We start from the raw sequence: 26,073 nt of genomic DNA on the forward strand, positions 1-26,073 counted from the left end.
GAAATTTTATTTTGCATAGTAAGATAGCGTCGTGGCGCCAAATTTCTTGGATTTTAAAAGACTAAATTTGGCGATATTTGCCTCAAATTTCACCTCACTTGCGTGCTCAATTATCACAAATTTTACCCCTTCGCACTCGCAAATTTCGCAGATTAGGCCCACTACGCGCTCGTAAATTCCAGCAAAACCATCTCTGATATCAAATGGCGGATCAAGGTAGATGAAAATTTTTTCGTTGTCTAAATTCGCCAAAATTTGTGGCAAAAGCGCGAAACAATCGCCATTTAGGGCATTTTTTTCTACGCCAAAAAGGGCGAAGTTACGCCTTGTGATTTCGTAAGCTTTGCGGTCTTTTTCGATAGCAAAAACCTCTTTTGCGCCGTTGCTAAGGGCTTCGAGCGCCATGCCGCCGCTTCCGCCAAAGCCCTCGATGAAGCAACTGCCCTCTAATTCATACCTAAATGAGTCGAAAAACGAGCCTTTTACGATTGATTTCGTGCTACGCGTAGTGCCTATGCTTGGGAGTTCCAAGCTTTTTCCTTTGTAAATTCCGCTTGAAATTTTGCCTCTAAATTTCGCCACTTTGTTTCCTTAAAATTTCTAAAATTCGCGCCTTAAATTCATCAAATACTGCGCCGATTTGCGCTTCTAAATCCAAATTTTGTGAAAACTCAAATTTATTATAGCTAGCTTGCACGATCTCGCTTGCGCTAAAATTTTTAAGCGCCAAAACAAGCTGTTCTTTGCTAAACGGCAATTCTAAATCGCCGTTTTTGGCGATGATAAAGAGCGGTTTGGCACTTGCTCTGGCAGTGTCTGTCACGACAAAATCGGCCTCGCTTAAATTCTGCACGGCGAAATTTGCCAAAAACATTTCGAGGCTTTTTTGCATAATCTCGCATTCGCAATCGATAAAAACTCTCATTAAAATCCTTTTAAAAACTCGATAAATTTGAACTTTTCGCCAAATTCGTGGCGCAGGTGGTTAAACTGGGCTAGGGCGTTTTGATAGCCGTTTTGACCCAAATTTTGCGCAAATTGCTCCAAAATTTGTGTCGCGCCAAATTCAATCAAAGCCTTTTCAAAACTCATAAATCTGCCAATTTTCGCGCCAGTATTCTCAAAAGCTCGCGATAAAATTTCAAAATCTACATTGTAAGTAATGTCGCTTACCCCGTAAAATTCGGCTAAATTTTGAATTTCAAAAAAATTATAGACTTGGTGATTTTTGTAAATTCTAAGCGAAATTTCCCCGCTCGCACCCATTTTGCCATAATCAAATGCCAAAAAGGCGAATTTTTGCGCATTAATGCTACTAGCAAATTCCTCGTATCCAAGCGGAATTTCTGCGCCCCCAGCGCTAAATTTTAAAATTTCATTATCGCAAATTTCGCGCCAAATTTGTTTAAAATCCTCGATATAAAGCATTTTGCCATCTTGGACAACCTCGCATTTGAAGGTGTCAAAAAGCTCGTTTGCGATAAAAATCGCCTCGCTAAATTTCGCTTCTTTTAGCGAAGAGAGGTGTTTTAGCGTGATTTCATCGCCAAATTTTTTAGCGAAATTTTCGCTTTGGATTTGGCGCAGCCTCTGGTGTGGCTCGATGATGACAAACTCAAATTTCGCCAAAGAATTTGGGTCAAAAGTAAAAAGCGCTTGCGCTATATCAGCGAGCAAAAATCCCTCGTTTGCGCCGATTTCGACGAGTGAAATTTTGCCAGTAAAATTCGCACTAAGGCGCAAAATTTCGCGCCCCAAGCAAATCCCAAAAAAGCTTCCCACGCTAACAGCGGTGTAAAAATCGCCCTCTTTGCCGATTTTAACGCCATTTGCGTAGTAGCCTTCGTTTAGCCACGCCTCGAAAAAATCGCTAAATTTCAATCTTGAAGCTCTTCAAGAGTCTTGCGCAAAATTTCAAATCCTGCTTTTATCTCTTTTTTCTTTATGTTTAATGGCGGTAAAAATCTTAGCGTTTTACTACCTGATTTTAGCACCAAAAGTCCGTTTCTTAGGCACTCGGCAAAGAGTATGCTTAGATATGTGCTGTCCTTTAAAACCAAGCCTTGCATTAGTCCAAGCCCTGTGCGAGATTCGAAGAAATTTGGGAAATCTTTTAGAATTTTGTCTAAATTTTCTTCAAATTCAGCGATAGTTTTTTTAAGCTCGCCGCTTTCGTAGAGGTATTCTAGCTCGCGCAAAACGGCGTTTGCGGTCGATGTGGCTAGGTGATTGCCACCAAATGTGCTTCCATGCTCGCCAGGGGCAAAGATATTTTCCCTAGCCACGCACGCTCCGATTGGCACGCCACCTGCTAGCCCTTTGGCAAAGGTGATAATGTCAGGCTCGATACCATAAATCTTGCTTGCGACAAACTCGCCCGAGCGATAGACGCCACATTGGACCTCGTCGGTGATTAGAAGTAGGTTTTTTTCTTTTAAAATTTTGGCTAGTTTTTGGACTGATTTTTTATCCAGTGGGCAAATTCCGCCCTCGCCTTGGATTAGTTCTATCATCACAGCGACCGTTTTATCGCTGATATTTGCGATGATTTCATCGATTCCGTCGTAAAATTTAAATCCCTCAATGTATGGAGCGAAAATTTCAGGGTGAAATTTATCCTGTCCTGTGGCACTCAAAGTAGCCATAGTGCGTCCGTGGAAGGAATTTTTTAGAGTTAAAATTTCATATTTTTTGCTCTCAAATTTAGTCGTGCCGTATTTGCGTGCCATTTTTATGGCTGCTTCGTTCGCCTCTGCCCCAGAGTTGCAAAACACAGCGTATGTTTGATAGCCCAAAAGATTGCTGATTTTTTTGGCTAGCACCTCTTGTGGCAGGACTCTATAAATGTTCGAGCTATGGATTATCATCGCGCTTTGCGTGTTTATGGCCTCTATCACCACAGGGCTTGCATGCCCTAGGCTACACACCCCAATTCCAGCGGCGAAATCAATGTATTTCTCGCCGTTGCTATCCCATAGCTTCGCGCCTTTACCCCTCGTAAAAGCGACATCGACCCTAGAAAAATTACTCATTAAATACTTCATTTGTTATACTCCACCTTTGGCAAATGCCAACCCCTATAATACGCAAACATTCTAACTACAATCCCAGCGAAAAATAGTGCCAAAATCGTGTAGATATTCGCCAAGTCAAGCCAGTCTAAGATAAAATAAACCAGCCCGACACCCATACTTATCGTCCCATAAAGCCCCGTGCGCAAAAACCACGGCACCTCGTTTAATAGCACATCGCGCAAAATTCCGCCACCAACGCCATTAAAAAAGGCGATAAGTATCGCCCCAAAAACATTTAATCCATACTCGATCGAAACCATAGCTCCGACAATCGAGAAGCAAATCACATCGATTGCGTCGGAGAAAATAAATATAAATCTGCCTTGCAGTTTTTTGGTCTGGGCTGCGAAAATATGCGAGGCGATAAGCACCGCAATGACGATGATTACTGGCATATAGTGCGTGAAGGAATACAGCGGTCTGCCCACCGTGATATCGCGCACAATCCCGCCACCAAGGGCGGTCAAAAACGCAGCCAAAAAAATCCCCAGCCAGTCGCAATCCCTTTTAACCGCGAATAAAAATCCGCTCAAAGAAGCCGAGGCAATGCCGATGTATTCGATATATAAAATGATATTATGCTGTGTCATCGGCGTGGGTAAATTCTAAAATTTAGTGAAATTTGGGCTAAAATTTGCATTAAATTTCGCCCTTGTTTTGGAAAAACCACAAAAACGCCGCCACTAACCCAGAGGCTCGCACGATTTTTTCATCATACATAAATTTTTTAGCTTCATCTAACGGCAAAAAATACAGCTCGATATTCTCGCCATCGACCCCGCCACCTGCGCCTTTTTTCATACTCTCATCAATCTCGCCGTAAAATAAAATTTGGCGATTTGCGCCAAAACCAAGCGCGCTGTAAAAGCTCGTGATAAACTCTAAATTTTTAAGTTCATATCCGGTTTCTTCGTAAATTTCCTCGATTGCGGTTTGTTCCTCGCTAATGCCTTTGTCTAAAATCCCAGCGCACAGCTCGTAGGTAAAGCCCTTTTCATCGCAGTTTATTAAATTTTCGTCTTGGTAAAACCACACGCTTGGGCGAAACTGCTTAACGAGCAAAAACGCCTTTTTTTCGCTGTGATACAGCAGGATTGAGACGCTATCATGCACCTTGACGCAATCCCACGCGCGCGCCTCGCCGTTTAATTCAAAATTTAGCCTAAATGGCTTAATGAAATTCGAGTGTTCGAGTTTTGAAATTTTAAAATTTTTTATATCAATATCCATGTCGCAAGTCCTAAAAAGCTAAAAAATCCCACTATATCAGTAACCGTAGTCAGCAAAACCGAGCTTCCAACAGCTGGATCAATTCCAAAACGGCGCAAGGCAATCGGAATAATCGCGCCAAAAAATCCAGCCAAGGTCAAATTTATCACCATTGACATCGCAATCACGACGCCAAGAAGCTTCATGCCAAACCATACCCACGCCACAACTCCCATTGCCACGGCAAAAATCGAGCCATTTACCAGCGAAATGGTAACTTCGCGCGTGATTACCGAGCGGATATCGCGCGCCTCGATTTCGCCAAGGGCTAGGCGACGCACCGTAACGGTGAGAGCCTGTGTGCCTGTGTTGCCACCCATGGAGGCCACGATTGGCATAAGCACGGCAAGGGCGACGAGCTGCTCGATTGTAGCGTCAAAAAGTCCGATGATAATCGAGCTAATAATCGCCGTGCATAAATTCACGCCTAGCCACGATGCACGCGCCTTTCCAGTTGAAAATGCAGTATCTTCCTCCTCGGCCTCATCATCGACACCAGCAAGGTTGTAAATTTGCTCTGTGGCGCGCTCTTGAATCAAATCATGCACATCATCGGCTGTGATTCGTCCAATCAGCACGCCGTTTGCGTCCAAAACAGGGATTACATTTAGGTCAAATTCCTCGAAATCCTTGATGACATCTTCGATTTTATCGGTATCGGTGGCGAAATGCACCTTTGCGTCTGCGTTAAATTTTTGCGAAATTTCTTTTAGCGTGAGCGAAAAATCGTATAAAATCAAATCCGAGGTCGAAAACGCGCTTAGCATGTGGCCCTTATCATCTAAAACAAAGAGCTGAAAAACATTTTCGATATCGCCGTTTTGGCGCATTACCCTTAGCATATCGACAGCTTCGCCTAGGGTTTGGTTTTCGCGTGCGCTAAAAACCTCGGTTTGCATATACGCGCCAGCTTCGTCATCGTCGTATTTGTTAATCGTCAAAATATCGTGGCGATCGTCCTCATCAAGCCCGTAAAAAAGCTCCTTTGCCTTATCCTCGTCGATTTCTTCGATACTTTGGAGTAGTTCTGCTTGATCATCACTTTCTAGTTCCTCGATAGCTTCGACGATTTTTTCACTCGGAAGGGTTTCGATGATATCTTCGAGCATGTGATCTGGCATTTCAAGTGCAGCGTCAGCGAGGTCCTCGGGGTCGAGTTTTTCTAGGAATTCGACATATTTTTCCTCGTCGTGTTTTTTAAGCGCCTTTAAGTGATCTGCAAGGTCCGCTGGGCTTAGCTCTTCTTCTATCGTATCGCCGATATGCGCCTCTAAAAGAGCTTCGGCTTCTTCGTAATCTGTCAAAAATTCTTTATCTTTTGCTTCCATTTTTGCCTCTAATTTATGCTGACTAAATTTTCATAAGGTTCAAATTTCGCTGGGTTTTTCGAGCCGTCTTTAACCGCGTCAAATTTAGCGTTCATATCCTTTACCAACGCCTTAAATTTGCGCTCTTCTTCGCTTACGAAATTTGATTTTGTGATTTTTATGGTTTTTAGGGGATCGACTGGCTGGTTGTTGCGATACAGACCCAAATGCAAATGCGGCCCCGAGCTTAGCCCAGTAGATCCCACATAGGCGATTAATTGACCTTGTTTTACGCTCATGCCGACTTTTAACCCTTTGGCAAATCCGCTTAAATGCGCATACAGCGTAACCAAACCTCCGCCGTGGTTGATTTCGACGGTGTTTCCATAGCCGTTTTTGCGCCCTACGAAGGTTACTTTGCCATTGCCTGCGGCATTTACTTTTGTGCCTTTTGGCGCAGCATAATCCACGCCCAGGTGCGCGCGGTATCGTTTAAGCACCGGGTGGAAGCGTTTAGGCGTGAAACGAGATGAAATTCTAGTATAAACAAGTGGCGTGGTAAGCACGAAATGTTCGACCTTTTTGCCAGTTTCGTTATAGTATTTGTCATCGAAATAATAAAGCGATTTTGGCTTTTTGGCTTCCTCGATTGTGCCAGCTAGGATTTTAACCCCGCCAAACGGTCTGCCAAGCCTTGTTTTTTGCTCGTATAAAATCGTAAGGCGATCGCCTTTTTGTAGTTTTTTGAAATTTACCTCGTTTTTAAAAACGCTCGAAAATTCGTTTGCTAGCGCGATACTTCCAGTAGCCTTTAAGATATCGTTTGAGGGCGATGAAGTAATCTCAATACTTAAAGCGTAAGAGTGCTGTTCATAAACAATCGGCGTGTAGATAAATTTGTAAATTCCATTTTTGTCGCGGTAAATTTGGATTTGAAGTTCGTCGTTTATGGGGATTAGGACTTGGACGATTTTGCCAAGCGGGTCTTTTAGCATCATACACTCGACATCTGCGCGCACTTCGGCGGCTAATTCTTGATCCTCTTTGTCTAAATCATAATATGTCGAGAGCGGAATAGAGAAATTTTCCATAAATTGTAGTAAGCTCACGCCTGAGGGCCATTTAAATTTTTCCACACTCGAAGAACTGGCAAATGAAAGGCTAAAAAGTAAAAAAATCAGTGCAAAAATTCTCATCATAAACCGCTTTAAAATTGAAATTAAAACCTCAATTCTAGCCAAATTTGGTTTATATTTGGCAAATATCCCTTGCCGTTTGTTGTAAATTCTTATGTATAATTGGCGAAAATTTTATTTTAGGAGTTAAATTTGAAACGAATTTTACTTGCTTTGGGGCTATTTTTATCATCTGTTTTTGGGGCTGAGTTTTACATGCCACCTTATGAAACGCTGATTTTTGATGTGCAAAATGGCGAAGCCGTAATCGCTGATAATCCCGCTATCATGGTAGGAAGCGCTGGGATTGTAATGCATGATTTCGGCAACGGCGAAAACGCTATCATCGCGCGCGCAGTAGTCAGCGAAAAATCCGGCGCAAAGGCAAAAATCAGATTTGAAGTCTTTGGTATGTTGGAGCAAAAGGCTCTGCCGCTACCAAAAATTTTGCCAGCTAATGGCGATAAGGTGATTTTAAATTACCTTTATGACCGCGCCCTAATCGTGGCTCCAAATGCCGAAATTTACGCACAAATCGTGCAGGCTTTCCCAAATATCGAGTTTATTCACCCTGACCTTGGCGGAGCGTATTTGAGGCTAAATTCCAAACCAAACCCGAGCCGTGATGATTTCCGCAAAATTTGCGCGAAAAACAGCACTGGGCTAATTTTTATCGCAATGAACGAAAAGAGCGTATTCGCAGACTGCGGCAGCTTCAAACCACTTCGCACCTATGAAAGTGGCAAGGTCGCTTACTACACGCTTCCGTTTTATTCACGCGTAGGGGATATCAAAACCGTGTTTTGGGATTTCACAAATGGTCCGATTAGCGACTATGACAGACACTACTCATATCTTTTGGGCTTAGATGATGAATAATTCTGACATAGAATTTTTTACAAATTTACTAGGCGAGGAGAACGCCTATTTCGACGAAGCGCATAAAATCGCCTACTGCTACGACGCGACTAGAAGGCGTTTTAAGCCAGACGCTGTGCTTTTCCCACGAGATGAGAGCGATGTAAGCGAGATTTTAAAATACTGCAACGCTCACAATCTGCCAATTATCCCGCGCGGGGCTGGAAGTGGCTTTACGGGCGGTTCTTTGGCGCATGAGGGCGGGATAATTCTAGGCTTTGAAAAGCACATGAATAAAATTTTAGAGATTGATTTGCAAAATTTAGTCGCCGTCGTTCAGCCGGGCGTGATAAACAAAGATTTGCAAAACGCAGTCGCCAAAATGGGGCTGTTTTACCCGCCAGATCCTGCGAGTGAAGCATACAGCACGCTTGGTGGCAATGTTGCTGAAAACTCAGGCGGTATGAGAGCGGCGAAATACGGCATAACCAAAGACTATGTCATGGCTCTACGCGCTGTGCTTCCTAGTGGCGAAATCATACGCGCTGGCAAACGCACGATAAAAGATGTCGCTGGGTATAATATCGCTGGAATTTTAATCGCTAGTGAGGGTTCGCTTGCTGTGATTACCGAAATCACGCTAAAACTCATCGCAATGCCAAAATTTAAAAAGACCGCAATGGGAATTTTCCCAAGTGTCAAAAACGCAATGGACGCCGTGTATAAGACAATGGCGAGTGGCGTAACGCCCGTGGCAATGGAGTTTTTGGACAATCTGTGTATAAAGGCTGTCGAGCAGAAATTTCACAAAGGTCTGCCAACAAGCGCTGGTGCGATACTAATCTGCGATGTCGATGGCAATATCGAAGATAGCCTAGAAGCCGATTTGCGCGTGATCAAAGATAGCTTTATCGCAAATGGCGCTAGCGAATTTCGCGTAGCAAAGGACGAGCGCGAGAGTGCGGATATTTGGTTTGCGCGCAGAAACTGCTCGCAATCTATCACCTGCTACGGCTCTTTGAAGCTAAACGAAGATATCACCGTGCCACGCTCGAATTTACCTGCGCTTTTGGATAAAATCGCTGAAATTTCGGCTAAATATGGGCTTGTTACACCGTGTTTTGGGCACACTGGCGATGGCAATGTCCATACAAATGTCATGGCTGATAAAAGCAATGTCGAAGAGGTCAAAAAGGCTCACCTAGCTATCGAGGAGATTTTCGCAGCGACCGTGGAGCTTGGTGGCACGCTAAGTGGGGAGCATGGGATTGGTATTTCGAAGGCTCCGTATATGAAAATGGCATTTAACGAGGCTGAAATGGAGCTTTTCCGCGCGATTAAAAAGGCCTTTGATCCAAACAATATCCTAAATCCAAACAAAATGGGGCTGTAAAATTCGGCTCATTTGCGGTGGGCAAGTATGCCCACCCTATGATACTTTCTTATTTTCTATTAAAAAATATCCTATCATGCTAGAAAATTTACTCGTTTCGCAAAAAACTTCTGTTTTAAACTTTTCAATCAAATAATCGTTAAATTTCATACTTATAAAAATCCCTTCATAGAAAAAAACCAAATATTTTTCCCGTCTAACTCCATTTAAAACCCAAAAAATAATTTTTTTTACCAAGTTTGCAACAAAAATTACCGGTTTAAGAAAAACATCTAAAAAACTATTGTCCTCGACTTTAAAATTGCCAAATATTGGCACATAAGAATAGCTAATTTTTGCGTTTTCTAATGGCATAGTATGTGTGTATTTATTGCCATCAAATTTCAAATACTCGTATTCAATTCTATCTACATAAATTTTGGAAAATAAGGCAGTATTTTTCATCGCCCAAAAATATTTTAAATTGTTAAAAATCGCGTAAAAAATGCCACCTATACAAATTGCAATTCCTATTTTTCTTTTTGTTTCTCGCAATACATCCTCATTTGTTACACACAGCAAGAAGCACAACATAAGCGCGAATATTGATATTAAAAAAACCCTATTGGCTATTTCTGCTTTAAAAAACCAATCATTTTTTATGATTATAGGTTCTTTCGATATGTTGTTTTTTTCTTTATTTTTCAAACCTTTTCCTTTATTTTTGAAATTCTAGCACCGTAGGGTGGGTATCCTTGCCCACCAAATTTTATATTTTTATCAAATTTTATCATTTCTGTCTTCTATCTAAAATTCTTAATTTAAAAAATATTGTAAGTAATGCCAAAATAATACCAAATCCAAAAACAAACCAGTTGCACTGCATTATCATATGCAAACTTTCGATTTTTAAATTCATATTGCACAATATCGTTGTCATCGTCGCATATAAAATAAAAAATGCAAATAATAGTAAGAAAGAATTAATTTTTATATCCTTATAAATTTGGTAGCTTCCAATAACCAACAAAAATATTGCAAAAACAAGACCATATCCAAATAAAATCATTAATTCAACATAAATGTGAAAATCTGGAAATAATTCATCAGATAAATTTGGATTATTAGATACTTTATCAGCCATAAAAAATTTATACAATATCGCAAATCCAAATGGTTGAAATACTGATAAAATAAACAAAAAAATTATTTTTATAAATTTACTCAAATCAATTCCTCTTAAAAATATTCAATAATCTTATCACCGGATAAGCAAGTAAAAAGCACCGTATGGTGGTATCCTTGCCTACTAAATTTTATATTTTTATCAAATTTTATCAGTTTTCATCCTTTAAAATTAATTTTTCTATTAATATTTTTGTAACTACATATAATAAAATTGCTATCGTTATATCAATAATTTCTGCTATACCCAAATCTTCTGGTATATTGAAATAATCAATTATTTTGTTTTTCGTTATTTTCATCGTAAAAAATATAAATATAGGGACAATAAGCATAAACACATAAATACTTTTTTTATGTGAAAACAAGAAATAAACATAAGAACACACAAAAAAACTTATAATGGGTCCGAAGAATATTGCAAAAAAACCAAAAATCTTTTGCTTTATTTCTCCATAATAAATAATATTATCAACCAACCAAAACACAAAAACCATACTTACAGAATGTATGATAAATAACATAATGCAAATAAATAATCCTATAAATCCTCTAATAATGGTATTTGTATTCACTAAGCACCATCCTTGCCCACCAAATTTTATATTTTTATCAAATTTCTCATTATTTCAAATTCGGTGCAGTATTTTTAGCTTGCGAAGCGAAATTTGGCTAAATTTCAAATTTTACTCTTCGTTAGGGGCGAAATTTTCGAAAATTTCTCTATGCAAAATTTCCTCCAAAATCACCGTTGCATACGAGCCTTTTGGCAGATAAAAGCTAAATCCAAACTGCGCCTTTTCCTCGTCGTAGCTGTGCGAGATATCCTCTATATAGCTCCACGCATAGCGATACGAGCCGTTTGTTTGCGCCAAATGCCCCTCAGCCTCGGCGAAAATCTCGCTCTCAAATCTATTCGCCACGCCACTTGCGCGCAGTTTTTGCGCCCCAGCGATGAGCCCAGCGCTCGTGATATCGCGGCGCACAAATCGCTCTACCTCTGCGCCTAAATCCTCGCAGGTAAAAAACGCTCCGTGCGGGAAATGCCCCAAAATCTCGCCCGGAAGTAGCTTGTAAAATTGCGCCTGAGTGGCGATAGATTTGGCAAGGTCTTTGTCAAATCCGTAAATTTTGGCAAACTCGCTCACACTAAATTCGCTAGCAAATTTTGAAATTTCAACCCTTTTGGCTAGCCAAGTGTTAAATAGCTCGCTTTGATACGCGCTGATTAAGAAATCGCGCATTTTAGGGTTTTTAATGCGCTTTTCGCCACGCAGTATCGCTAGACCTGCCTCGGCATTGTCGCCAAATTTGCCAAAGCGTTGAAAGCCAAAATAGTTCGCAAACCCCTGTGCGCTGAGTGTTTCAAGAGCTTCGCGCAGTTTTAAAGCGTCAGTTGGCAAGACCTTTTTTAGGCGGATAAAAAAATTATTTCCCTTTAAATGTCCGATTTTTAGCTTGTTTTTGTGGCGATTAAGGCTTAAAATTTTGATTTTTTCGTGCGAAAAACTCTCTAAATTTGGCGCGAATTTGAAAGGAAATGTAACAAACTGGCTAGTTAAGCCCTCTTTGTCTTTAAGCCCTGCATAGCCGAAATCGCGCATCTTAACGCCTAAATGTTCGCTTAAAATCTGCAAGGCTTCCCAGGTGGTTAGGTCCTTTTTTTGCAGATGTATCATCGCATGCTCGCCATCGCCGCTAGGCTCATACAATGGGACTTCGCGCACGACGAAATCGGCAGAGTTTTTGCTAAAATGCGCGTTTATGGGCGCGTGGTTTAAGGTATATAAAAATTTCATATTAATTTCACTTTTTGGCTAAAATAAAAGCGATCATTATATAAAATTGCGGCTAAAAATCTAATTATTAGCCAAATTTTAGTAGAATTTCGGGCGCAAAAAGGAGCAGTTATGTTGGAGATCAGGCTTTTTAGATTTGACCCTAAAATCGATGTTTTAAGCTATTTTAAGCCATATATTTTTGAGCGCGAAAATTTCGCTAGCGTGGGCGAGCTTTTATGCGAGATAAAAGCGGGCGATCCGTATTTTAGCTATGAGGGCGTGAGTTTTGTCAAAATCAATGGCGTGGTCGCAAGCGTGGAGGAGCCATTTGGTGGGATTTTGGCGCGCTTTGGTAGGATTTTATACATTGCGCCACTTAGCCAGAGCGAGGCGCGCAAGGATTTGGAGTGCGGATTCGAGAGCTTTTACTCTAAATTTCAGAGTTTTTCTGCTATCGCTAATAGCGATACTTTCGAGTTTTACAAGGAATTAGCGCCATATTTTTACAGCTCAAATTTAAGGAAGTTTAGCGAGATTTTTTTGGGAAACAGCGCCTTTGTTTTTGCGAATTTTCTGCTCGAAAATTTTCCAGAAAAAAAGGGCGAAATTTTAGATTTTATCCGCCCACAGCTTGTGTATTTCACGCCGTGTAATGCCCTAAATTTGGACTATGATTGCGATTTGATTTATGATAGGCTTTGCGAGCTTTGTGGGATTGATCCAGCGCGCGTGGATAAAATTTATAGCGCACAAAGCCTAGCCGAGATAGACGCAAACACTGCCCCGCACCGCTACACGGGCTTTAAAATCGCTGTTTGGGGCGATGAGGGCGCGCGGGATTTGGTGCGTAGATTTGGCGGAGATGTCGTGAGATTTGAGCGCGAAAACGAGGCGTTAAGGGCTGAAATTTACGGCGCCGAAAAGGAGTGTGCGCTAAGGGTGGCTGGGGAAATTCTCTTTGACGCGTTTGATAGCGGGGCTGATTTTTTGCTGGTAAATTCTAAAAGTGCGTTTGGTTTTATCGATGGCAAAAGTGGTGAAATCTGCGCGCTAATGGGGCGCGAACTAATTGATTTTTACCTGCTTAGCACGGACGAGTTTATCGCTCTTAGCAAGGGTGAAAAGCCAAAAACTTTGGCGTCGCATAAACTAAAAGTCGCGTTGGTGTAGAGCGGTGTGAATTTCAAATGAAAGCCAAGATTTTTTTAATTTTAATCTCTATATCTTTTTACAGTTGTGCTTTTAGATGTTTGGAATTTAATTATATTTCGTGGCATGGATTTAGGCATTATTTTTCAAATGATTTTGAAAAATTTCTATTTTTTGCACTATTTTTTATGTTTGCGAGTTTTTGTTTATATGGATTTTTTTGTAAATCAAAAAGGCAATTTAACACCAAAAATTTTAATTTTATTTCGCCAAAAACCAAAAAACAACCCAAAAAACCAAAAGGCGAAAAGGTCAAATTTGATAAACCAAAAAATAAGTTAAATTTGAAAAATGTAAAATTTAAAAATCAAAAAGACAGTATCGATAAAATGGATTAAATTTAAGGCGCAAATTCGCGCCTTAAATTTCACCTATGAAACGACCTTGATTTCGATATCCTCGCCATTGGCGTCGATTAGGATTGCATTTCCTTCTTTTAGCTCGTCGTTTAAAATCATATCGGCGATCTTATCCTCGACCAAATCATAAAGTGCCCGTCTTAGCGGTCTGGCGCCGTATTCTGCGTCAAATCCAGCCCCGGCAATGAGCTTTTTGGCATTTTCGCTTAGAGTTGCGCTGATACCGCGCTCTTCGAGTAAATGCGCCAGCTCTTTAAACATAATCCCCACGATATCGATGAGATTGTCCTCGCTAAGGGCGTTGAAAATCACAATGTCATCTAAGCGGTTGATAAACTCGGGTCTGAAATAGTTTTTCAGCTCGTCTTTTACGGCGTTTTCGCGCTCATTTTCGCCCAGACTCATAATCTTATCCGAACCGATATTGCTCGTAAGGATAATAATAGTGTTTTTAAAATCCACAACCACGCCCTTATTATCGGTCGCGCGCCCGTCATCGAGTATGCCAAGCAAGATATTAAAGACATCTTTGTGTGCTTTTTCAATTTCGTCGAAAAGTAGCACGCTATATGGACGGCGGCGCACAGCCTCGCTTAGCTGACCACCCTCATCGTATCCCACATATCCAGGAGGCGCACCAAGCAAGCGTGAGACGCTGTGTTTTTCCATATATTCGCTCATATCAAATCTAATCATCGCTCGCTCATCGTCGAATAAAAATTTCGCTAGCGTTTTGGCGCTCTCTGTTTTGCCTACGCCAGTAGGTCCTAAAAACAAAAAGCTTCCAATCGGGCGATTTGCGCTAGCAAGGCCAGCCTTGTTTCGCTTCACAGCGCGCGCTATGGCGTGAAGTGCGGCGTCTTGACCTACGACACTTTGTTTTAGGTGAGATTCGATATTTAGGTATTTTTCTCGCTCTGATGAGAGCATTTTGCTTACGCTAATTCCTGTCCATTTGCTAAGGATTCCTGCGACCATTTCCTCATCGACGCGATTTTTTAGCAAAACTCCACTTTCCTTCATACCCTCCCATTTGGCTTCTAACTCTTTGACTTTGGCATTTGCGGCTGGGATTTTGCCGTATTCGATCTCGGCAGCCTTGCTTAAATCGCCTTTGCTTCTAGCGTTTGCGGCTTCGATTTTTAGGCTATCTATTGATTTTTTGGCTTCGCTTATGCCGTTAAATACAGCCTTTTCGTTTTCAAATTTAGCCAAAAGCGAATTTTTGGTTTCGTTTAAATTCTCAATCTCTTTGTCGATTTGATTTAGTCTTTTGTCGTTTTTGGCGTCGTTTTCCATTTTTAGGGCTTCTTTTTCGACTTGGAGGGTTAGGATTTCCCGTTTTGCCTTGGCTAGTTCGTAAGGCTCGCTCTCGATTTGCATTTTTAGCTCAGCGGCAGCCTCGTCGATCAAATCAATCGCCTTATCAGGCAAAAATCTATCGCTGATATATCGGTGGCTAAGCTTGGTGGCAGCGACTAGCGCGCTATCTGTGATTGTAACATTGTGATGAACCTCTAAGCGCTCTTTTATGCCACGAAGTATCGCCGTAGCCTCGCTCACGGTCGGTTCAGCCACGATGACAGGCTGGAAACGGCGCTGCAAGGCGGCGTCTTTTTCGAAATATTTGCGATATTCTTTGAGCGTAGTCGCGCCGATAGTGTGTAGCTCGCCACGCGCTAGGGCAGGTTTTAGGATATTTGCAGCGTCCATACTGCCTTCACTTGCCCCAGCTCCCACGATAGTGTGAATTTCATCGATGAAAAGTATCACATCGCCAGCTTTTTTGACCTCGTCGATGACGGCTTTTAGGCGGTCTTCGAACTCGCCTCTGTATTTCGCACCGGCAATGAGTGCGCTCATATCAAGCGCCATTACGCGCTTGTTTTGCAGGCTAAGCGGGACATCTTTTTGCGCGATTAACTGCGCCAAACCCTCGACAATGGCGGTTTTACCCACACCTGGTTCGCCAAGAAGTATTGGGTTGTTTTTCGTTTTACGGATTAGTATTTGCATCATGCGAGTAATGACTTCATCGCGCCCGATAATGGGATCTAACTCGCCATTTATCGCCTTTTGGGTCAAATTTAGCGCAAATTTGCTAAGCGCTTCTAGGGTGTCATCGCCTGTTTTGGTGGTGATATTTTTGCCTGCTCTTAGCATTTCTAGCTCTTTTTTTATCTCGCTAAGATCGGCAAATTTAGCCAAAATTTCTTTTAGCGGAGATTTGTCTAAATTCGCCACTAACCAAGTATCAATAGCGATAAATTTGTCCCCAAGGCTCGTCATTAGGCCTTTTGCGCTCTCTAACGAATTTACCACTTCGCGCGAAATTTTGATATTATCGCGCGTAACATTTGAGCTAGTTGGCAGGGTTTGTAGCGCACTTTTGATTTCTAATTCAACCGCGCTTTTGCTGATGTCAAATTTGTTAAAAATTTGATTTAGCACAGAGGTTGAATCCACGCACAATGCCCACAAAATGTGCAAATTCGCAACCTCGCCATTTTTGGAGTGGATAGCTAGGGAGAGCGAACTTTCGAGTAGTGAGTGCATTTTGTCGGTTAAAATTTCAAGTGTTTCGTTCATAAAAAACTCCTTAAAGTTGATTTTGTCTGTATTATATATATTTAGTCTAATTATGTCAAGGTTTTTTAGTAAATAAATTTAATCTTTCAAATTTTTCGCTCTGAATTTTAAAATTTTATCGCTAAAAATGGCTTAAATTTAACTAATATTTAGCGAAATTTTTATAGAATTCCGCCTATTTCAAATTAAGGACAAATTTTTGCAACAAAAACATCTCTTTTTTGGCTTTGGTTTTGTATTTTCACTACTTTTTGGTCTGTTTTTTGTAGGAAATTTGGAGGCGAAAGAGGCAAATTCGACCAAAAAACCTGACAGCGAAAAAACAAGGCTTGAAGCGCTGGCAAAGCTTACTAAAACCCTAGCAATCGTGGAAAATAACTATGTCGAGCAGATGAGCTTTTCGGAGCTTGTAGATAAGACGATTTCGGGATTAATGGGAAATTTAGACGCCCATTCTAGCTTTATGGATCAAAAAGCTTACAATGATACTAAGGTGCAAACTCAGGGCGAATTCGGCGGTTTGGGCATTCAGGTCGGTATGAAAGATGGCGCACTAACGATAATTTCGCCGATTGAGGGCACACCGGCCGATAAAAAGGGGCTTAAAGCAAATGATGTGATTTTGCGAATCGACGGAAATGCGACACTTGGGATTACAATCGATGAAGCTGTAAGCAAAATGCGTGGCAAACCAAAAACAAAAATCACGCTCACAATCGTTCGCAAAGGCGAGAGTAAGCCCTTTGATGTGGAGATCGTGCGCGATATAATCAAGGTCGAGTCTGCGTATTCGAAAATGATAGACGATGAGAAAATTTTGTATTTGCGCGTGACAAATTTCGACCAGCATGTTACGGCTGATACGGCTAAATTTATAAAAGAACACCCTGAGGCAAAGGGGATAATCCTTGATTTGCGAAATAACCCTGGCGGACTTTTGGAGCAGGCAATCGGGCTTGTGAATTTATTCGTGGATAAGGGCTTAATCGTATCGCAAAAAGGTCGCAACAAAGCCGATACCGAGGAACATAACGCAGATCCTAAGAAAAAGGTAACCGACCTGCCACTCGTCGTGCTAGTAAATGGCGGAAGTGCGAGTGCAAGCGAGATCGTAAGCGGGTCGTTACAGGATCTAAAACGCGCTGTAATCGTGGGTGAGAATACTTTCGGCAAGGGTAGTGTGCAGGTGATTTTGCCTATCGAAAACAAAGAAGCCTTGCGACTAACAATCGCGCGGTATTACCTTTCTAGCGGTCGCACAATCCAAGCTGTGGGCGTTACGCCTGATTTGATTGTAGCAGCTGGCAAGGTGCCTCAAAAGAGCGAAAATGAATTTTCAGTCAAAGAAGCCGACCTGAAAAAACACCTAGAAAGTGAGCTTGCAAAGGTCGAAGAGCCAAAAAAAGAAGAAGAAAAAAAAGAGAAAAAAGATGAGAAAAATTTCATCTCAAAAGAGCAGATTAACGACGATATTCAGCTAAAAACCGCAATCGATGCGATTAAAATTTTAAGATTAAGCAAAGGAGAGTAGCATGGCAAGCAAAAAAGAGCTTATTTACGAGGGCAAAGGCAAAAAAATGTGGTCTGTGGAGGGCAGCGATGATTTGCTAATTAGCGAATTCAAAGATTCCCTAACTGCATTTAACGGCGTGAAAAAGGCAGAAGAGGCTGGAAAAGGCGCACTTAATTGCAAAATTTCAACTCAAATTTTTCATTTATTAGAGAAAAACGGCATCAAAACTGCGCTAGTTGAGACGCTAAACGAAACTGAGCAATTAGTCAAAAAATGCAAAATTTTCCCACTTGAAATCATCGCGCGAAATGTCGCTACTGGCTCACTTACAAAACGCCTTGGTATCAAAGAGGGCACGATTTTGCCATTTACTTTGGTCGAGTTTTGCTACAAAGACGATGATTTGGGCGATCCGATCCTAAACGACGAACACGCCATAATCCTAGGTGCGGTAAAAGATCAAGCCGAGCTTGACGAGCTTAAAGTAATCGCAAAGAAAATAAATGAAATTTTGGTTAAATTTTTCGATGAGAGAAATTTGCGCCTAATCGACTTTAAAATCGAACTTGGCAAAGATAGTAAAGGCGAAATTTTGCTAGCTGATGAGATTAGCCCTGATAGCTGCCGTTTTTGGGATAAAGACACGAACCAAAAACTAGACAAAGATGTATTCCGCCAAGGGCTCGGTGATGTAAAAGTCGCTTATGAGGAAGTTTTAAAAAGAATTTTAGGATAAAAAATGAAAGTAATCGTAAATGTAAAATTGAAAAATGGCGTTTTAGATCCGCAAGGCAAGGCCGTCAAACACGCCCTAACTTCGCTTGGTTTTAGCGGCGTAAATTCTGTAAGCGTGGCTAAACAAATCGAGCTTGACATGCAAGGCGAGAACAAAGAGGCGATTTATAAAAATGTAGAGCAAATGTGCGAGGACCTGCTAGCCAACACCGTTATCGAAGATTACGAGATTGTGCTATGAAGGTAGCGGTTATCAATTTCCCGGGCACGAACTGCGAACGCGACACAAAATATGCTTTTGAGCGTCTTGGTTGCGATGTGGAAGTGATTTGGCATAAGGATACTACGCTAAATGCTGATTTGGTCGTGCTTCCTGGCGGTTTTAGCCATGGCGATTATCTAAGAACGGCTGCGATTGCGAAATTTAGCCCTATCATGGAGGCTGTGCGCGCTCACGCCAAAAAGGGCGGGTATTTGCTCGGTATTTGCAACGGATTTCAAATGCTTTTGGAGCTTAAACTCTTAGAGGGCGCGATGAACCGCAACATAAATTTGAGCTTTATCTCTAAATATCACTATCTAAAAGTCATTAGTAATGACAATAAATTTCTTGCTTGTTGCAAAAATGGCGAAATTTTAAATATCCCTATCGCGCACGGCGAGGGCAATTACTATGTGGATAGTGAAAATTTGAAAAAAATGTATGATAATGACCAAATTTTGCTTAAATACTGCGACGAAAATGGCAATGATTTAAACCCAAATGGCTCGGTTGATAGCATAGCTGGTATTTGCGATAAAAACAAAAAAATCTTTGGTCTTATGCCGCACCCTGAGCGCGCTATCGAGGAAATTCTCGGTGGAACGGACGGCGAAAAAATGCTAAAAGGGCTAGTTTGTTAAGAAGAGTTTTAGCCCTTTTTGGTATTTGCGCACTTAGCCTAGCTGCGCCAGAGGTTAGCATAGATTCGCTCGATGATTTGAGCAAATACGCTCCGAAAAAATCAGAGCAAACTAGCTCTACTGAGGGCGCACAGCGTGATAACTCTCGCGTAATGATGAAAATGAATAAAAACGAGGTTATGAATAAAAACCTTAGCCTTGATGATTTGAAGGCGCTCGCACCGACAAACGAGGTGGATTTGGATATTTCTGATGAGAAAATCTATGAGGATATCAAACCCAAAGAACTCACTCTCAAAGTCGATGGAGCGCCTAAAAAAGCCTATTATAATGAAATTTTTAGGATAAATTTCAGCGTGTATTTAGGTCAAAAAGTAACCGTTACGCCAAAGCTAGCGATCGATCGCACGGAGAATTTAATCTGGCTAAACGAGGATAATATCTCGTGGATACAGGGCGATGAGATGTTTGAAACGACGCTGTATTTTAGCGCAAACGGCGAGGGTGCGAAGATAAACGACATTATTCTAACCTTAGAGCGAAATGGCGAATTTTTTGAAAAAAGCTCGATTAAACCGCGCAATCCTGAGTTTATCAAGCTAGAAAAAAGGGAAAATTTCGTCCATATTTCAGCCGATGATTTGAAGCTAAAAAACTACAAAACCGCCAAATTTGACGATAATTCAAATTTACTCACCCTAGATTTAAGCGTGCGAAACGGCGCGCTTGCCTCATTTAGCGTGGATAATCCCTCTATCATAAAACAAGGCGTGGATTCTGTGCGTGGCGGATACGCTAGCCAGAGTGGGTATTATTTCGCTGTAATCGACAAAAATGTGAAAAATTTTGATTTTAGCTATTTTAATCTGCAAACGAAAAAATTCGAAAATTTCGGTATCGAGCTAAATCCGCAGGCTGAGGATCTTAGCACGCAAATCGGGCTCAATCCGAAAGAATCAAAATTCGAAGCTTACAAACAAATCGCCATTTACACCCTCGCAGCGGTGCTTTTGGTGATGTTTTTGCTCAGCAAAAATATCACTCCGCTGATTTTTGCGGTGATTATTTTGGCGCTAAATTTGTATTATCAAAACCCTTATGGAAACGGCAAAATCGCCAAAAATACCGCCGTGCATATCCTGCCGATACCGACATCTACGGTGTTTTATGTCACCAAAGAGCCTCAAAAGGTCGAAATTTTGGGCGAAAACAAGGGATTTTATAAAATCATGCTAAGTGGCAGCAAAATCGGCTGGATCAAAAAGGACGAAATTGTCAAGGATTAAGGCGCTTTTTTACTCGTTTTGGTTCGTCGCTACGGTAATGGTCGTAATCGTGCTGATGTGGGCGAAAAACAGCTCGCACCGCACATTTCGCCGTATGTGGGGCAGGTGGCAAAGATACGCCGTGGGTTATGATATCGAAATCATCGGCTCGCCAGACCCGCAGGTGGGGCTTTTTATCGCAAATCATCAAAGCATTATGGATATCGTGGTTTTAGAAGAAACGCACCCTGCAAACATCTGCTGGATAGCCAAAAAAGAGATTGGCGAACTGCCGATAATCGGCAAAATTTTAACCCTGCCAAAGATGATTGCCGTCGATCGCAAAAACCCTCGCGAGCTCGTGCGAATCGTGCATGAAGTAGATGATCGTATAAAAAATGGCCGCGCTATCGTGATGTTTCCAGAAGGCACCAGACATCGTGGCACAAAAATGCTCAAATTTCAAAACGGCGCAAAAATGATAGCAAACAAACTAGGCCTTAAAGTCCAGCCTATCGTGCTTATCGGCACTGGGGCGATTGCGGATTCGAAGGAATTTCGCGTGCGAAGCGGGCATGTGAAAATCATCTACCTAGACCCCGTCGATACGAGTGATAGCGTATGGCTAGAAAATACCCGCGCTAAAATGCAAGCTATCATCGACGAGCACGAAAATTCGGGGCAAAATTCTACGCAAAATTTGGCGGAAAATAGTGAAATTTCAGCGCAAAATTCAGCGCAAAATAGCGAAATTTCAGCGCAAAATTCTACGCAAAATTCAGAGCAAAATTCGGCTAATAATAGTAGCGAGCAGTGTTAAATTTGGCTAAATTTGGGGAAATTTTGAAAATTTTAATTCTGTTTTTTTCATTTTTACTTTTTGGTTGTGCTAGCGAAAACACCCTCTCTCTCATCGCTGTGGGGGACAATCTAATCCACTCCAAGCTAATCGAGGGCGCGCATGATAAAACCGCCAAAAGCCACGATTTTAAGCCGTATTATCGCTTTATCAAAGATGAAATCAAAGACAAAGATATCAAAATCATAAACCAAGAAACAATCCTAATCGAAGATAAAAAAAAGCTCTCAGGCTACCCAAATTTCGGCTCTCCGCTCGAAGTAGGCGAGGCTGTGAGGGACGCTGGGTTTAATTTAATCGCCCATGCGACAAACCACGCGCTCGATAAGGGCGAAGAAGGCATACTAGATAGCGCTAAATTTTGGTCTAGCTTCGAGGATATCGCGTATATCGGCATTTCGCCAGATCAAAATAGCAGTAAAATCGTTAAAATTTTGAAAAAAAACAATGTTAGCGTCGCGTTTTTGAACTACACTTATGGGCTAAACGGCCACATAATGCCAAAAGGCAAAGGGTATTTGGTGGATTTGTTAAGCGACGAGGAAAAAATTTTAAGCGACTTAGAGCTTGCGAAAAAACACGCCGATTTTGTGGTGGTTTTGCCACACTGGGGCGTGGAATACACGCACAAACCAACCGCCACACAGAAAAAGCAGGCGCAGTTTTTGGCAAACTCTGGCGCAGATCTCATCATCGGCACACACCCGCATGTAATCCAGCCATTAGAGCTCATCACCACAGATGATAACAGAAGCGTGCCGTGCTTTTATTCGCTAGGAAACTTCATCTCTAACCAAGACGAGAGCGCGCGCATGCTGGGCGCCATGGCTGATATCGTAATCGAAAAAGAGGGCAACGCAACAAAGATAAAAAGTCTGCGCGCAGTCCCGCTAATCACGCACATTAGCCCATATTCGCACGATTTTTCGGTGCATTTGTTCGCTCGCTACCCAGATATGCTAGCGATGACGCACAGGCTTAGGCGGGTTGGGGACTTTAAAACCGAAAATCTCAAAACGCTTTGGAACAGCGTTTTTCCGGAGTTTGAGATAAAATAAATTTGATTAAAAGGGGGAGAGTGTGGAATTTGAAATTTGGCAAATTTTGATTTTAGTTGCCGCGGCGTTTGCTGGTGGATTTATCGACGCAATCGCAGGCGGAGGCGGGCTGATATGCCTGCCTGCACTGCTTGCAGTGGGTATCCCGCCACATCTCGCCCTTGGTACAAACAAGCTTCAAGGCACATTTGGCACATTTTCTGCGGCGCTAAATTTCACGCTCAAAGGGCTAGTCGATCCGCGCAAAATCGCCCTAGCGATACTTTGCACTCTCATTGGCGCATTTATTGGCACGCGCGTGGTGCTTTTAATCGACGCGAAATTTCTAAACTACATTATCCCGGTTTTGCTTTTGGCGCTTTTTATCTACACTGTGCTAAGCCCAAATTTAGGCGAAAGCGAGCGCGCAGCGAAGATGAGCAAAAATTTATTTTATGTTTTGTTTGGTCTGCTTTTGGGATTTTATGACGGATTTTTTGGACCTGGGGCTGGGTCGTTTTGGACTTTTGCACTAGTTGGCGTGCTAGGACTTCACATGAAAACTGCCGTCGCGCAGACAAAAATTTTAAATTTCGTCTCAAATATCGTATCACTAGGCGTGTTTATCATCGGCGGACAGGTGCTGTGGATGATAGGTATCATCATGGGTTGCGCGCAGATAGTAGGCGGCTGGATGGGGTCAAATTTGGTCGTGAAAAAAGATGTGAAATTCGTGCGCATGATACTGCTTTTCGTCGTTGCATGCACGATTTTAAAGCTACTTTATGGATTGATTTTTGGCTAAAATTTGGTAGTTTTATAAAAAACTTAAATTTATTGGCTCATAAGTTAAAAGTGGCTAGAATTTTTTAATTTTTTTTTGAAAGGATACTGTATGAAGGTAATTTCGACAAAAAAAGCCCCAGGTGCCATTGGGCCGTATTCACAAGCAATCGTTGCAAATGGATTTGTTTTCACTTCTGGTCAGATTGCGCTCACGCCAGATGGCGAGTTCGCTGGTGGCGATGTGAGAGCACAAACTACGCAGGTTATGGCTAATTTAAAAGCGATTTTGAAAAAGGCTGGAAGCGACTTTGACCACGCGATTAAAACCACGATTTTTTTGGCTGATATGGGCGATTTCGTGGCAGTAAATGAGGTGTATGGCGAGTATTTCAAAGACACCAAACCAGCCCGCTCAACCGTTCAGGTCGCAAAACTCCCAAAAGACGCTCTTGTAGAAATCGAAGTCATCGCAAGCGTGAAATAATTCACAAAATTTTATTAAAAATTTTACAAATCATAGGAAAAAATTCCTATGATTTTTTAAATTTAGCCCAAAATTTGGGCGCGAAACCCAAATCTCACTCGCTTCTAGCGTCGCTGATTTCATATCCGAAATTTATCGTTTTTGCCTCGCCGTTATTTAGCCTGAATTTCCAGCTTGCTCGGCCCTCAGTGTCGATATTATCAGCTTTCGTGCCACTTTTATCAGTGATTTTGACTTTCTCATCCGCGCTTAGTGGTATTTTGGCGAGTAGTTCGATATCCCAAGCCCGCTTGCTTGTGTTTTTCACCTCGTAATTCCAACTAGAAATCGTGGTTTTTTTGGTGCCAAAAAAGTTTTCTTTGGTGTTTTTCTCATCGATTTTTTTGGTGACTTTGATTAGGCGATTTTGTCCTAAAAACACGCTAGTATCCACACCAGCAGGTATTTCCTCGCGCCAGTCCTGGCCTGCATTTACCCCGTCGATTTCGATTGTCGTAAGGGCGTGGTTGAGTGGTTTTTCAAGCTTTGTTTTGGCCTGCAAAAACGCTAAATTTTGGCTGTATGCGTCGATAAAAATGCTAAATTTCGCCTCTAAAATTTGCTCGTCAAAGTCGATTTTCGCGCTCTCATTTGGCGCAATGCTTAAATTTTCAATCGTGTATGAGTTCGATAGTGTGAGCTGGGCATTTGTCGCCTGCGCGGCGCGGTTGCTCATCGCAGCCCTTGGCGCGGCATTTAGCATGGCTTTTTGCATATACACGCCATCTGCTTCGTAAGTTTGCCCACCGATATATTGCGCTTTAAACGGCCTTGGGGCGAGCAGGGCAGAATACGCATACGGATAAATCGCCACACTAAGCGCGTCAAGAGCCGAATTTAGCGGGTTTTTCACGCGGATTGATTGTGTGATAGCAAGCTTTTGCTTCTCTGTATCGGCGCTGATTTTCGCGCTCGCACCCTCGTTTAAAAACGCCGTGTATCGCAACGCAACGCTCTTTGGCGCGCACGCAAAGCTTAAATTCGCATGCCTCATTTGCGCGCTAGGTGTGCGTGCGATTTGCTCGTTTAGCGCGCTCTCATCGGCTTGAAGCTTAGCGATATTTTCAAAATCCCTTAGCGTGCCCGTGTAAAATTCATCTGCATTTCCGCTACCAGAACTAGCTAAACTTTTGCTAAATTCAATCTTAGCTTGGATTGCCTTTTTTTGCGCTACTACCTTTGCAAGGGCTTCTTCTAGGCGTTTTCTCTCGTCGCTTTTTATCTCATAAATCCCGCTGTCTTCAAGCTTTTCTAGCTCGCACTCGCTTTTGATTTCAAGCTGACTTAAATCGAGCGTGGCAGGGATTTCTACGCTAAATTTCGCATTGCCCGGGCTAAAAGTTTGGGTCAAAAAACTATCGTTTTGATAAATTTCGATGAAATTTTGCTTTGGTTTTTCTAGCTCGTTTGCGCCACAGAGCGCGCACGATACGATTAGTGGCAGGGTTAGGCTTTTCATTGCATCTCCTTAAAAATTTTCAAAATATTAGTAATTTAAAGTAAATGGTAGTTTAAAAGTGTAAAATGAAAGCTTTATAAAATTTTTAGGGGTGAAATATGCTAGAAGCGCAAGACTGGGAGTTTTTGAAGGGAAATTTTTGCGATAAATTTGATTTTGAGGACGATGATTTGGGCTTGATTTACAAAAACGCGTATAAAAAGCGCCTAAGAGCGGGGCAGATAATCTATGCTAGCGAGGATTGTTTGGGCTATGTTTTGCTTCGTAGCGGGCTTTTGCGCGCATTTATCGGCACTGGGGGCAAGGAGCTCACGGTTTTTAGCATACAAAACGGAGAGAGCTGTATGATCTGCGATACTTGCAAGTTCGCCCTTGCCCAAAACCGCCTTAGCGTCGAGGCTAGAAGCGAGTGTGAGCTTATCGTAATCCCGCCAAGCATTTTTAAAATCCTAAAAGAACGCTACCCTGCTGTGCTAAATTTCGCCCTGCAAATCGTAGCCAAACGCTTTTCGCAAGTCATAATGGCTAGCGAGCAGGCGATTTTCGCGCCACTTAGCGAGCGCATAATGGGCTTTTTGCGCGAAAATTTGGGCGCAAACGGCGAAGTGTGCGCGACGCACGAAGATATAGCCAATCATATCGGAAGTGCCAGAGAGGCGGTATCGCGCGTGCTAAAAGAGATGGAAAAATCAGGCAAAATCGCCCTTAGCAGGGGTAAGGTCGTGGTGATTGAGATTTGAAATTTTGAAATTTTGCGTTTTGTTTAAATTTTGGTTTGCAAAATACTGCGCCGAAATTTTTTGAAATTTTAAAAA

Annotated in this window: 27 protein-coding genes; 13 read left to right on the forward strand and 14 right to left on the reverse strand. The window is 42.0% G+C overall.

The features are described from left to right. Positions 1 to 6 precede the first annotated feature (6 nt). From rsmD to PF027_RS03425, 8 genes are read right to left on the reverse strand one after another with little or no spacing between them, the layout of a single operon-like run. Positions 7 to 582 carry a 16S rRNA (guanine(966)-N(2))-methyltransferase RsmD gene (rsmD, locus tag PF027_RS03390; RefSeq protein ID WP_270871945.1) on the reverse strand — a complete coding sequence of 192 codons (576 nt, stop codon included), beginning with the start codon at positions 580 to 582 and terminating at the stop codon, positions 7 to 9. Continuing rightward, a complete protein-coding gene (locus tag PF027_RS03395) occupies positions 569 to 925 on the reverse strand; it encodes a hypothetical protein (protein WP_270871944.1) in 357 nt (118 codons plus the stop codon). Before PF027_RS03395 ends, rsmD begins: the two co-directional genes overlap by 14 nt. Further along, complete coding sequence (locus PF027_RS03400) at positions 925 to 1,881, reverse strand: SAM-dependent methyltransferase (RefSeq protein WP_270871943.1); 957 nt, start codon at positions 1,879 to 1,881, stop codon at positions 925 to 927. Before PF027_RS03400 ends, PF027_RS03395 begins: the two co-directional genes overlap by 1 nt. Next, complete coding sequence (locus PF027_RS03405) at positions 1,878 to 3,044, reverse strand: aspartate aminotransferase family protein (RefSeq protein ID WP_270871942.1); 1,167 nt, start codon at positions 3,042 to 3,044, stop codon at positions 1,878 to 1,880. The genes PF027_RS03400 and PF027_RS03405 overlap by 4 nt, the downstream gene beginning before the upstream one ends. Beyond that, a complete protein-coding gene (locus PF027_RS03410; RefSeq protein WP_270859031.1) occupies positions 3,041 to 3,664 on the reverse strand; it encodes a trimeric intracellular cation channel family protein in 624 nt (207 codons plus the stop codon). Before PF027_RS03410 ends, PF027_RS03405 begins: the two co-directional genes overlap by 4 nt. A 49-nt stretch (positions 3,665 to 3,713) precedes the next feature. Further along, positions 3,714 to 4,304: an NUDIX domain-containing protein gene (locus PF027_RS03415; RefSeq protein ID WP_270859030.1), complete on the reverse strand. Its 591-nt coding sequence runs from the start codon at positions 4,302 to 4,304 to the stop codon at positions 3,714 to 3,716. Next, positions 4,289 to 5,671, reverse strand: coding sequence for a magnesium transporter (gene mgtE / locus PF027_RS03420; RefSeq protein WP_270877356.1), 1,383 nt, complete (start codon positions 5,669 to 5,671; stop codon positions 4,289 to 4,291). The genes PF027_RS03415 and mgtE overlap by 16 nt, the downstream gene beginning before the upstream one ends. An 8-nt stretch (positions 5,672 to 5,679) precedes the next feature. Further along, complete coding sequence (locus tag PF027_RS03425; protein ID WP_270871941.1) at positions 5,680 to 6,849, reverse strand: peptidoglycan DD-metalloendopeptidase family protein; 1,170 nt, start codon at positions 6,847 to 6,849, stop codon at positions 5,680 to 5,682. A gap of 129 nt (positions 6,850 to 6,978) precedes the next feature. Here PF027_RS03425 and PF027_RS03430 point away from each other — a divergent pair, with 129 nt between their 5' ends. Continuing rightward, positions 6,979 to 7,704 (forward strand): plasminogen-binding N-terminal domain-containing protein, encoded by a 726-nt coding sequence (locus PF027_RS03430; protein ID WP_270859027.1) that lies wholly within the window; start codon positions 6,979 to 6,981, stop codon positions 7,702 to 7,704. Next, positions 7,697 to 9,076, forward strand: coding sequence for an FAD-linked oxidase C-terminal domain-containing protein (locus tag PF027_RS03435; RefSeq protein WP_270872049.1), 1,380 nt, complete (start codon positions 7,697 to 7,699; stop codon positions 9,074 to 9,076). Before PF027_RS03430 ends, PF027_RS03435 begins: the two co-directional genes overlap by 8 nt. Before the next feature lie 36 nt (positions 9,077 to 9,112). On the opposite strand, the gene PF027_RS03440 is transcribed toward PF027_RS03435, so the two are convergent. The 4 genes from PF027_RS03440 to truD all read right to left on the reverse strand — a co-directional run bounded on the left by PF027_RS03440 (position 9,113) and on the right by truD (position 12,039). Beyond that, positions 9,113 to 9,763, reverse strand: a complete 651-nt coding sequence (locus tag PF027_RS03440; protein ID WP_270871940.1) for a hypothetical protein — start codon at positions 9,761 to 9,763, stop codon at positions 9,113 to 9,115. 82 nt (positions 9,764 to 9,845) lie between these two features. Beyond that, a complete protein-coding gene (locus PF027_RS03445; RefSeq protein WP_270871939.1) occupies positions 9,846 to 10,283 on the reverse strand; it encodes a hypothetical protein in 438 nt (145 codons plus the stop codon). 109 nt (positions 10,284 to 10,392) lie between these two features. Beyond that, a complete protein-coding gene (locus tag PF027_RS03450) occupies positions 10,393 to 10,815 on the reverse strand; it encodes a hypothetical protein (protein ID WP_270871938.1) in 423 nt (140 codons plus the stop codon). 111 nt (positions 10,816 to 10,926) lie between these two features. Beyond that, complete coding sequence (gene truD / locus PF027_RS03455) at positions 10,927 to 12,039, reverse strand: tRNA pseudouridine(13) synthase TruD (protein ID WP_270871937.1); 1,113 nt, start codon at positions 12,037 to 12,039, stop codon at positions 10,927 to 10,929. 111 nt (positions 12,040 to 12,150) lie between these two features. Here truD and PF027_RS03460 point away from each other — a divergent pair, with 111 nt between their 5' ends. Then, entirely contained in the window at positions 12,151 to 13,191 is a 1,041-nt protein-coding gene (locus PF027_RS03460) for an HdrB C-terminal domain-containing protein (protein ID WP_270871936.1), read from the forward strand. 410 nt (positions 13,192 to 13,601) lie between these two features. Here PF027_RS03460 and PF027_RS03465 read toward each other — a convergent pair whose 3' ends face one another. Then, positions 13,602 to 16,178, reverse strand: coding sequence for an ATP-dependent Clp protease ATP-binding subunit (locus PF027_RS03465; RefSeq protein ID WP_270864491.1), 2,577 nt, complete (start codon positions 16,176 to 16,178; stop codon positions 13,602 to 13,604). Positions 16,179 to 16,362: 184 nt separating this feature from the next. On the opposite strand from PF027_RS03465, the gene PF027_RS03470 reads away from it, so the two are divergent. From PF027_RS03470 to PF027_RS03510, 9 genes are all read left to right on the forward strand, one after another. Then, positions 16,363 to 17,709, forward strand: coding sequence for a S41 family peptidase (locus PF027_RS03470; protein ID WP_442867877.1), 1,347 nt, complete (start codon positions 16,363 to 16,365; stop codon positions 17,707 to 17,709). 1 nt (position 17,710) lies between these two features. Next, positions 17,711 to 18,427 (forward strand): phosphoribosylaminoimidazolesuccinocarboxamide synthase, encoded by a 717-nt coding sequence (purC, locus tag PF027_RS03475; RefSeq protein ID WP_270871935.1) that lies wholly within the window; start codon positions 17,711 to 17,713, stop codon positions 18,425 to 18,427. A gap of 3 nt (positions 18,428 to 18,430) precedes the next feature. After that, positions 18,431 to 18,667 (forward strand): phosphoribosylformylglycinamidine synthase subunit PurS, encoded by a 237-nt coding sequence (gene purS, locus PF027_RS03480; protein ID WP_270859018.1) that lies wholly within the window; start codon positions 18,431 to 18,433, stop codon positions 18,665 to 18,667. Next, a complete protein-coding gene (gene purQ, locus PF027_RS03485; protein ID WP_270869604.1) occupies positions 18,664 to 19,329 on the forward strand; it encodes a phosphoribosylformylglycinamidine synthase I in 666 nt (221 codons plus the stop codon). Before purS ends, purQ begins: the two co-directional genes overlap by 4 nt. Then, on the forward strand, positions 19,323 to 20,615 hold the full coding sequence (locus PF027_RS03490) for a hypothetical protein (protein ID WP_270871934.1): 1,293 nt from the start codon (positions 19,323 to 19,325) through the stop codon (positions 20,613 to 20,615). The genes purQ and PF027_RS03490 overlap by 7 nt, the downstream gene beginning before the upstream one ends. Continuing rightward, on the forward strand, positions 20,602 to 21,414 hold the full coding sequence (locus PF027_RS03495) for a lysophospholipid acyltransferase family protein (RefSeq protein ID WP_270871933.1): 813 nt from the start codon (positions 20,602 to 20,604) through the stop codon (positions 21,412 to 21,414). The genes PF027_RS03490 and PF027_RS03495 overlap by 14 nt, the downstream gene beginning before the upstream one ends. A gap of 23 nt (positions 21,415 to 21,437) precedes the next feature. Then, complete coding sequence (locus PF027_RS03500; protein ID WP_270871932.1) at positions 21,438 to 22,511, forward strand: CapA family protein; 1,074 nt, start codon at positions 21,438 to 21,440, stop codon at positions 22,509 to 22,511. Positions 22,512 to 22,533: 22 nt separating this feature from the next. Continuing rightward, positions 22,534 to 23,295 carry a TSUP family transporter gene (locus tag PF027_RS03505; RefSeq protein ID WP_270871931.1) on the forward strand — a complete coding sequence of 254 codons (762 nt, stop codon included), beginning with the start codon at positions 22,534 to 22,536 and terminating at the stop codon, positions 23,293 to 23,295. A gap of 90 nt (positions 23,296 to 23,385) precedes the next feature. Beyond that, positions 23,386 to 23,760, forward strand: a complete 375-nt coding sequence (locus tag PF027_RS03510; RefSeq protein WP_270871930.1) for a RidA family protein — start codon at positions 23,386 to 23,388, stop codon at positions 23,758 to 23,760. 94 nt (positions 23,761 to 23,854) lie between these two features. Here the strand turns inward: PF027_RS03510 and PF027_RS03515 are convergent, their stop codons facing one another. Next, positions 23,855 to 25,258 carry a DUF4139 domain-containing protein gene (locus PF027_RS03515; RefSeq protein WP_270871929.1) on the reverse strand — a complete coding sequence of 468 codons (1,404 nt, stop codon included), beginning with the start codon at positions 25,256 to 25,258 and terminating at the stop codon, positions 23,855 to 23,857. A gap of 98 nt (positions 25,259 to 25,356) precedes the next feature. On the opposite strand from PF027_RS03515, the gene PF027_RS03520 reads away from it, so the two are divergent. Continuing rightward, a complete protein-coding gene (locus tag PF027_RS03520) occupies positions 25,357 to 25,998 on the forward strand; it encodes a Crp/Fnr family transcriptional regulator (protein ID WP_270876224.1) in 642 nt (213 codons plus the stop codon). Positions 25,999 to 26,073 lie beyond the last annotated feature (75 nt).

Origin of the sequence: Campylobacter sp. VBCF_01 NA2 (genome assembly GCF_027797205.1) — a bacterium.
Classification (GTDB): Bacteria; Campylobacterota; Campylobacteria; order Campylobacterales; family Campylobacteraceae; genus Campylobacter_B.

Coding starts and splice junctions, on each gene's coding strand:
- PF027_RS03395 (WP_270871944.1), bottom strand. CDS start 925: ATGAGAGTTTTTATCGATTGCGAATGCGAGATTATGCAAAAAAGCCTC.
- PF027_RS03405 (WP_270871942.1), bottom strand. CDS start 3,044: ATGAAGTATTTAATGAGTAATTTTTCTAGGGTCGATGTCGCTTTTACG.
- PF027_RS03410 (WP_270859031.1), bottom strand. CDS start 3,664: ATGACACAGCATAATATCATTTTATATATCGAATACATCGGCATTGCC.
- PF027_RS03415 (WP_270859030.1), bottom strand. CDS start 4,304: ATGGATATTGATATAAAAAATTTTAAAATTTCAAAACTCGAACACTCG.
- mgtE (WP_270877356.1), bottom strand. CDS start 5,671: ATGGAAGCAAAAGATAAAGAATTTTTGACAGATTACGAAGAAGCCGAA.
- PF027_RS03425 (WP_270871941.1), bottom strand. CDS start 6,849: ATGATGAGAATTTTTGCACTGATTTTTTTACTTTTTAGCCTTTCATTT.
- PF027_RS03435 (WP_270872049.1), top strand. CDS start 7,697: ATGAATAATTCTGACATAGAATTTTTTACAAATTTACTAGGCGAGGAG.
- truD (WP_270871937.1), bottom strand. CDS start 12,039: ATGAAATTTTTATATACCTTAAACCACGCGCCCATAAACGCGCATTTT.
- PF027_RS03460 (WP_270871936.1), top strand. CDS start 12,151: ATGTTGGAGATCAGGCTTTTTAGATTTGACCCTAAAATCGATGTTTTA.
- PF027_RS03465 (WP_270864491.1), bottom strand. CDS start 16,178: ATGAACGAAACACTTGAAATTTTAACCGACAAAATGCACTCACTACTC.
- purC (WP_270871935.1), top strand. CDS start 17,711: ATGGCAAGCAAAAAAGAGCTTATTTACGAGGGCAAAGGCAAAAAAATG.
- purS (WP_270859018.1), top strand. CDS start 18,431: ATGAAAGTAATCGTAAATGTAAAATTGAAAAATGGCGTTTTAGATCCG.
- purQ (WP_270869604.1), top strand. CDS start 18,664: ATGAAGGTAGCGGTTATCAATTTCCCGGGCACGAACTGCGAACGCGAC.
- PF027_RS03510 (WP_270871930.1), top strand. CDS start 23,386: ATGAAGGTAATTTCGACAAAAAAAGCCCCAGGTGCCATTGGGCCGTAT.
- PF027_RS03515 (WP_270871929.1), bottom strand. CDS start 25,258: ATGAAAAGCCTAACCCTGCCACTAATCGTATCGTGCGCGCTCTGTGGC.
- PF027_RS03520 (WP_270876224.1), top strand. CDS start 25,357: ATGCTAGAAGCGCAAGACTGGGAGTTTTTGAAGGGAAATTTTTGCGAT.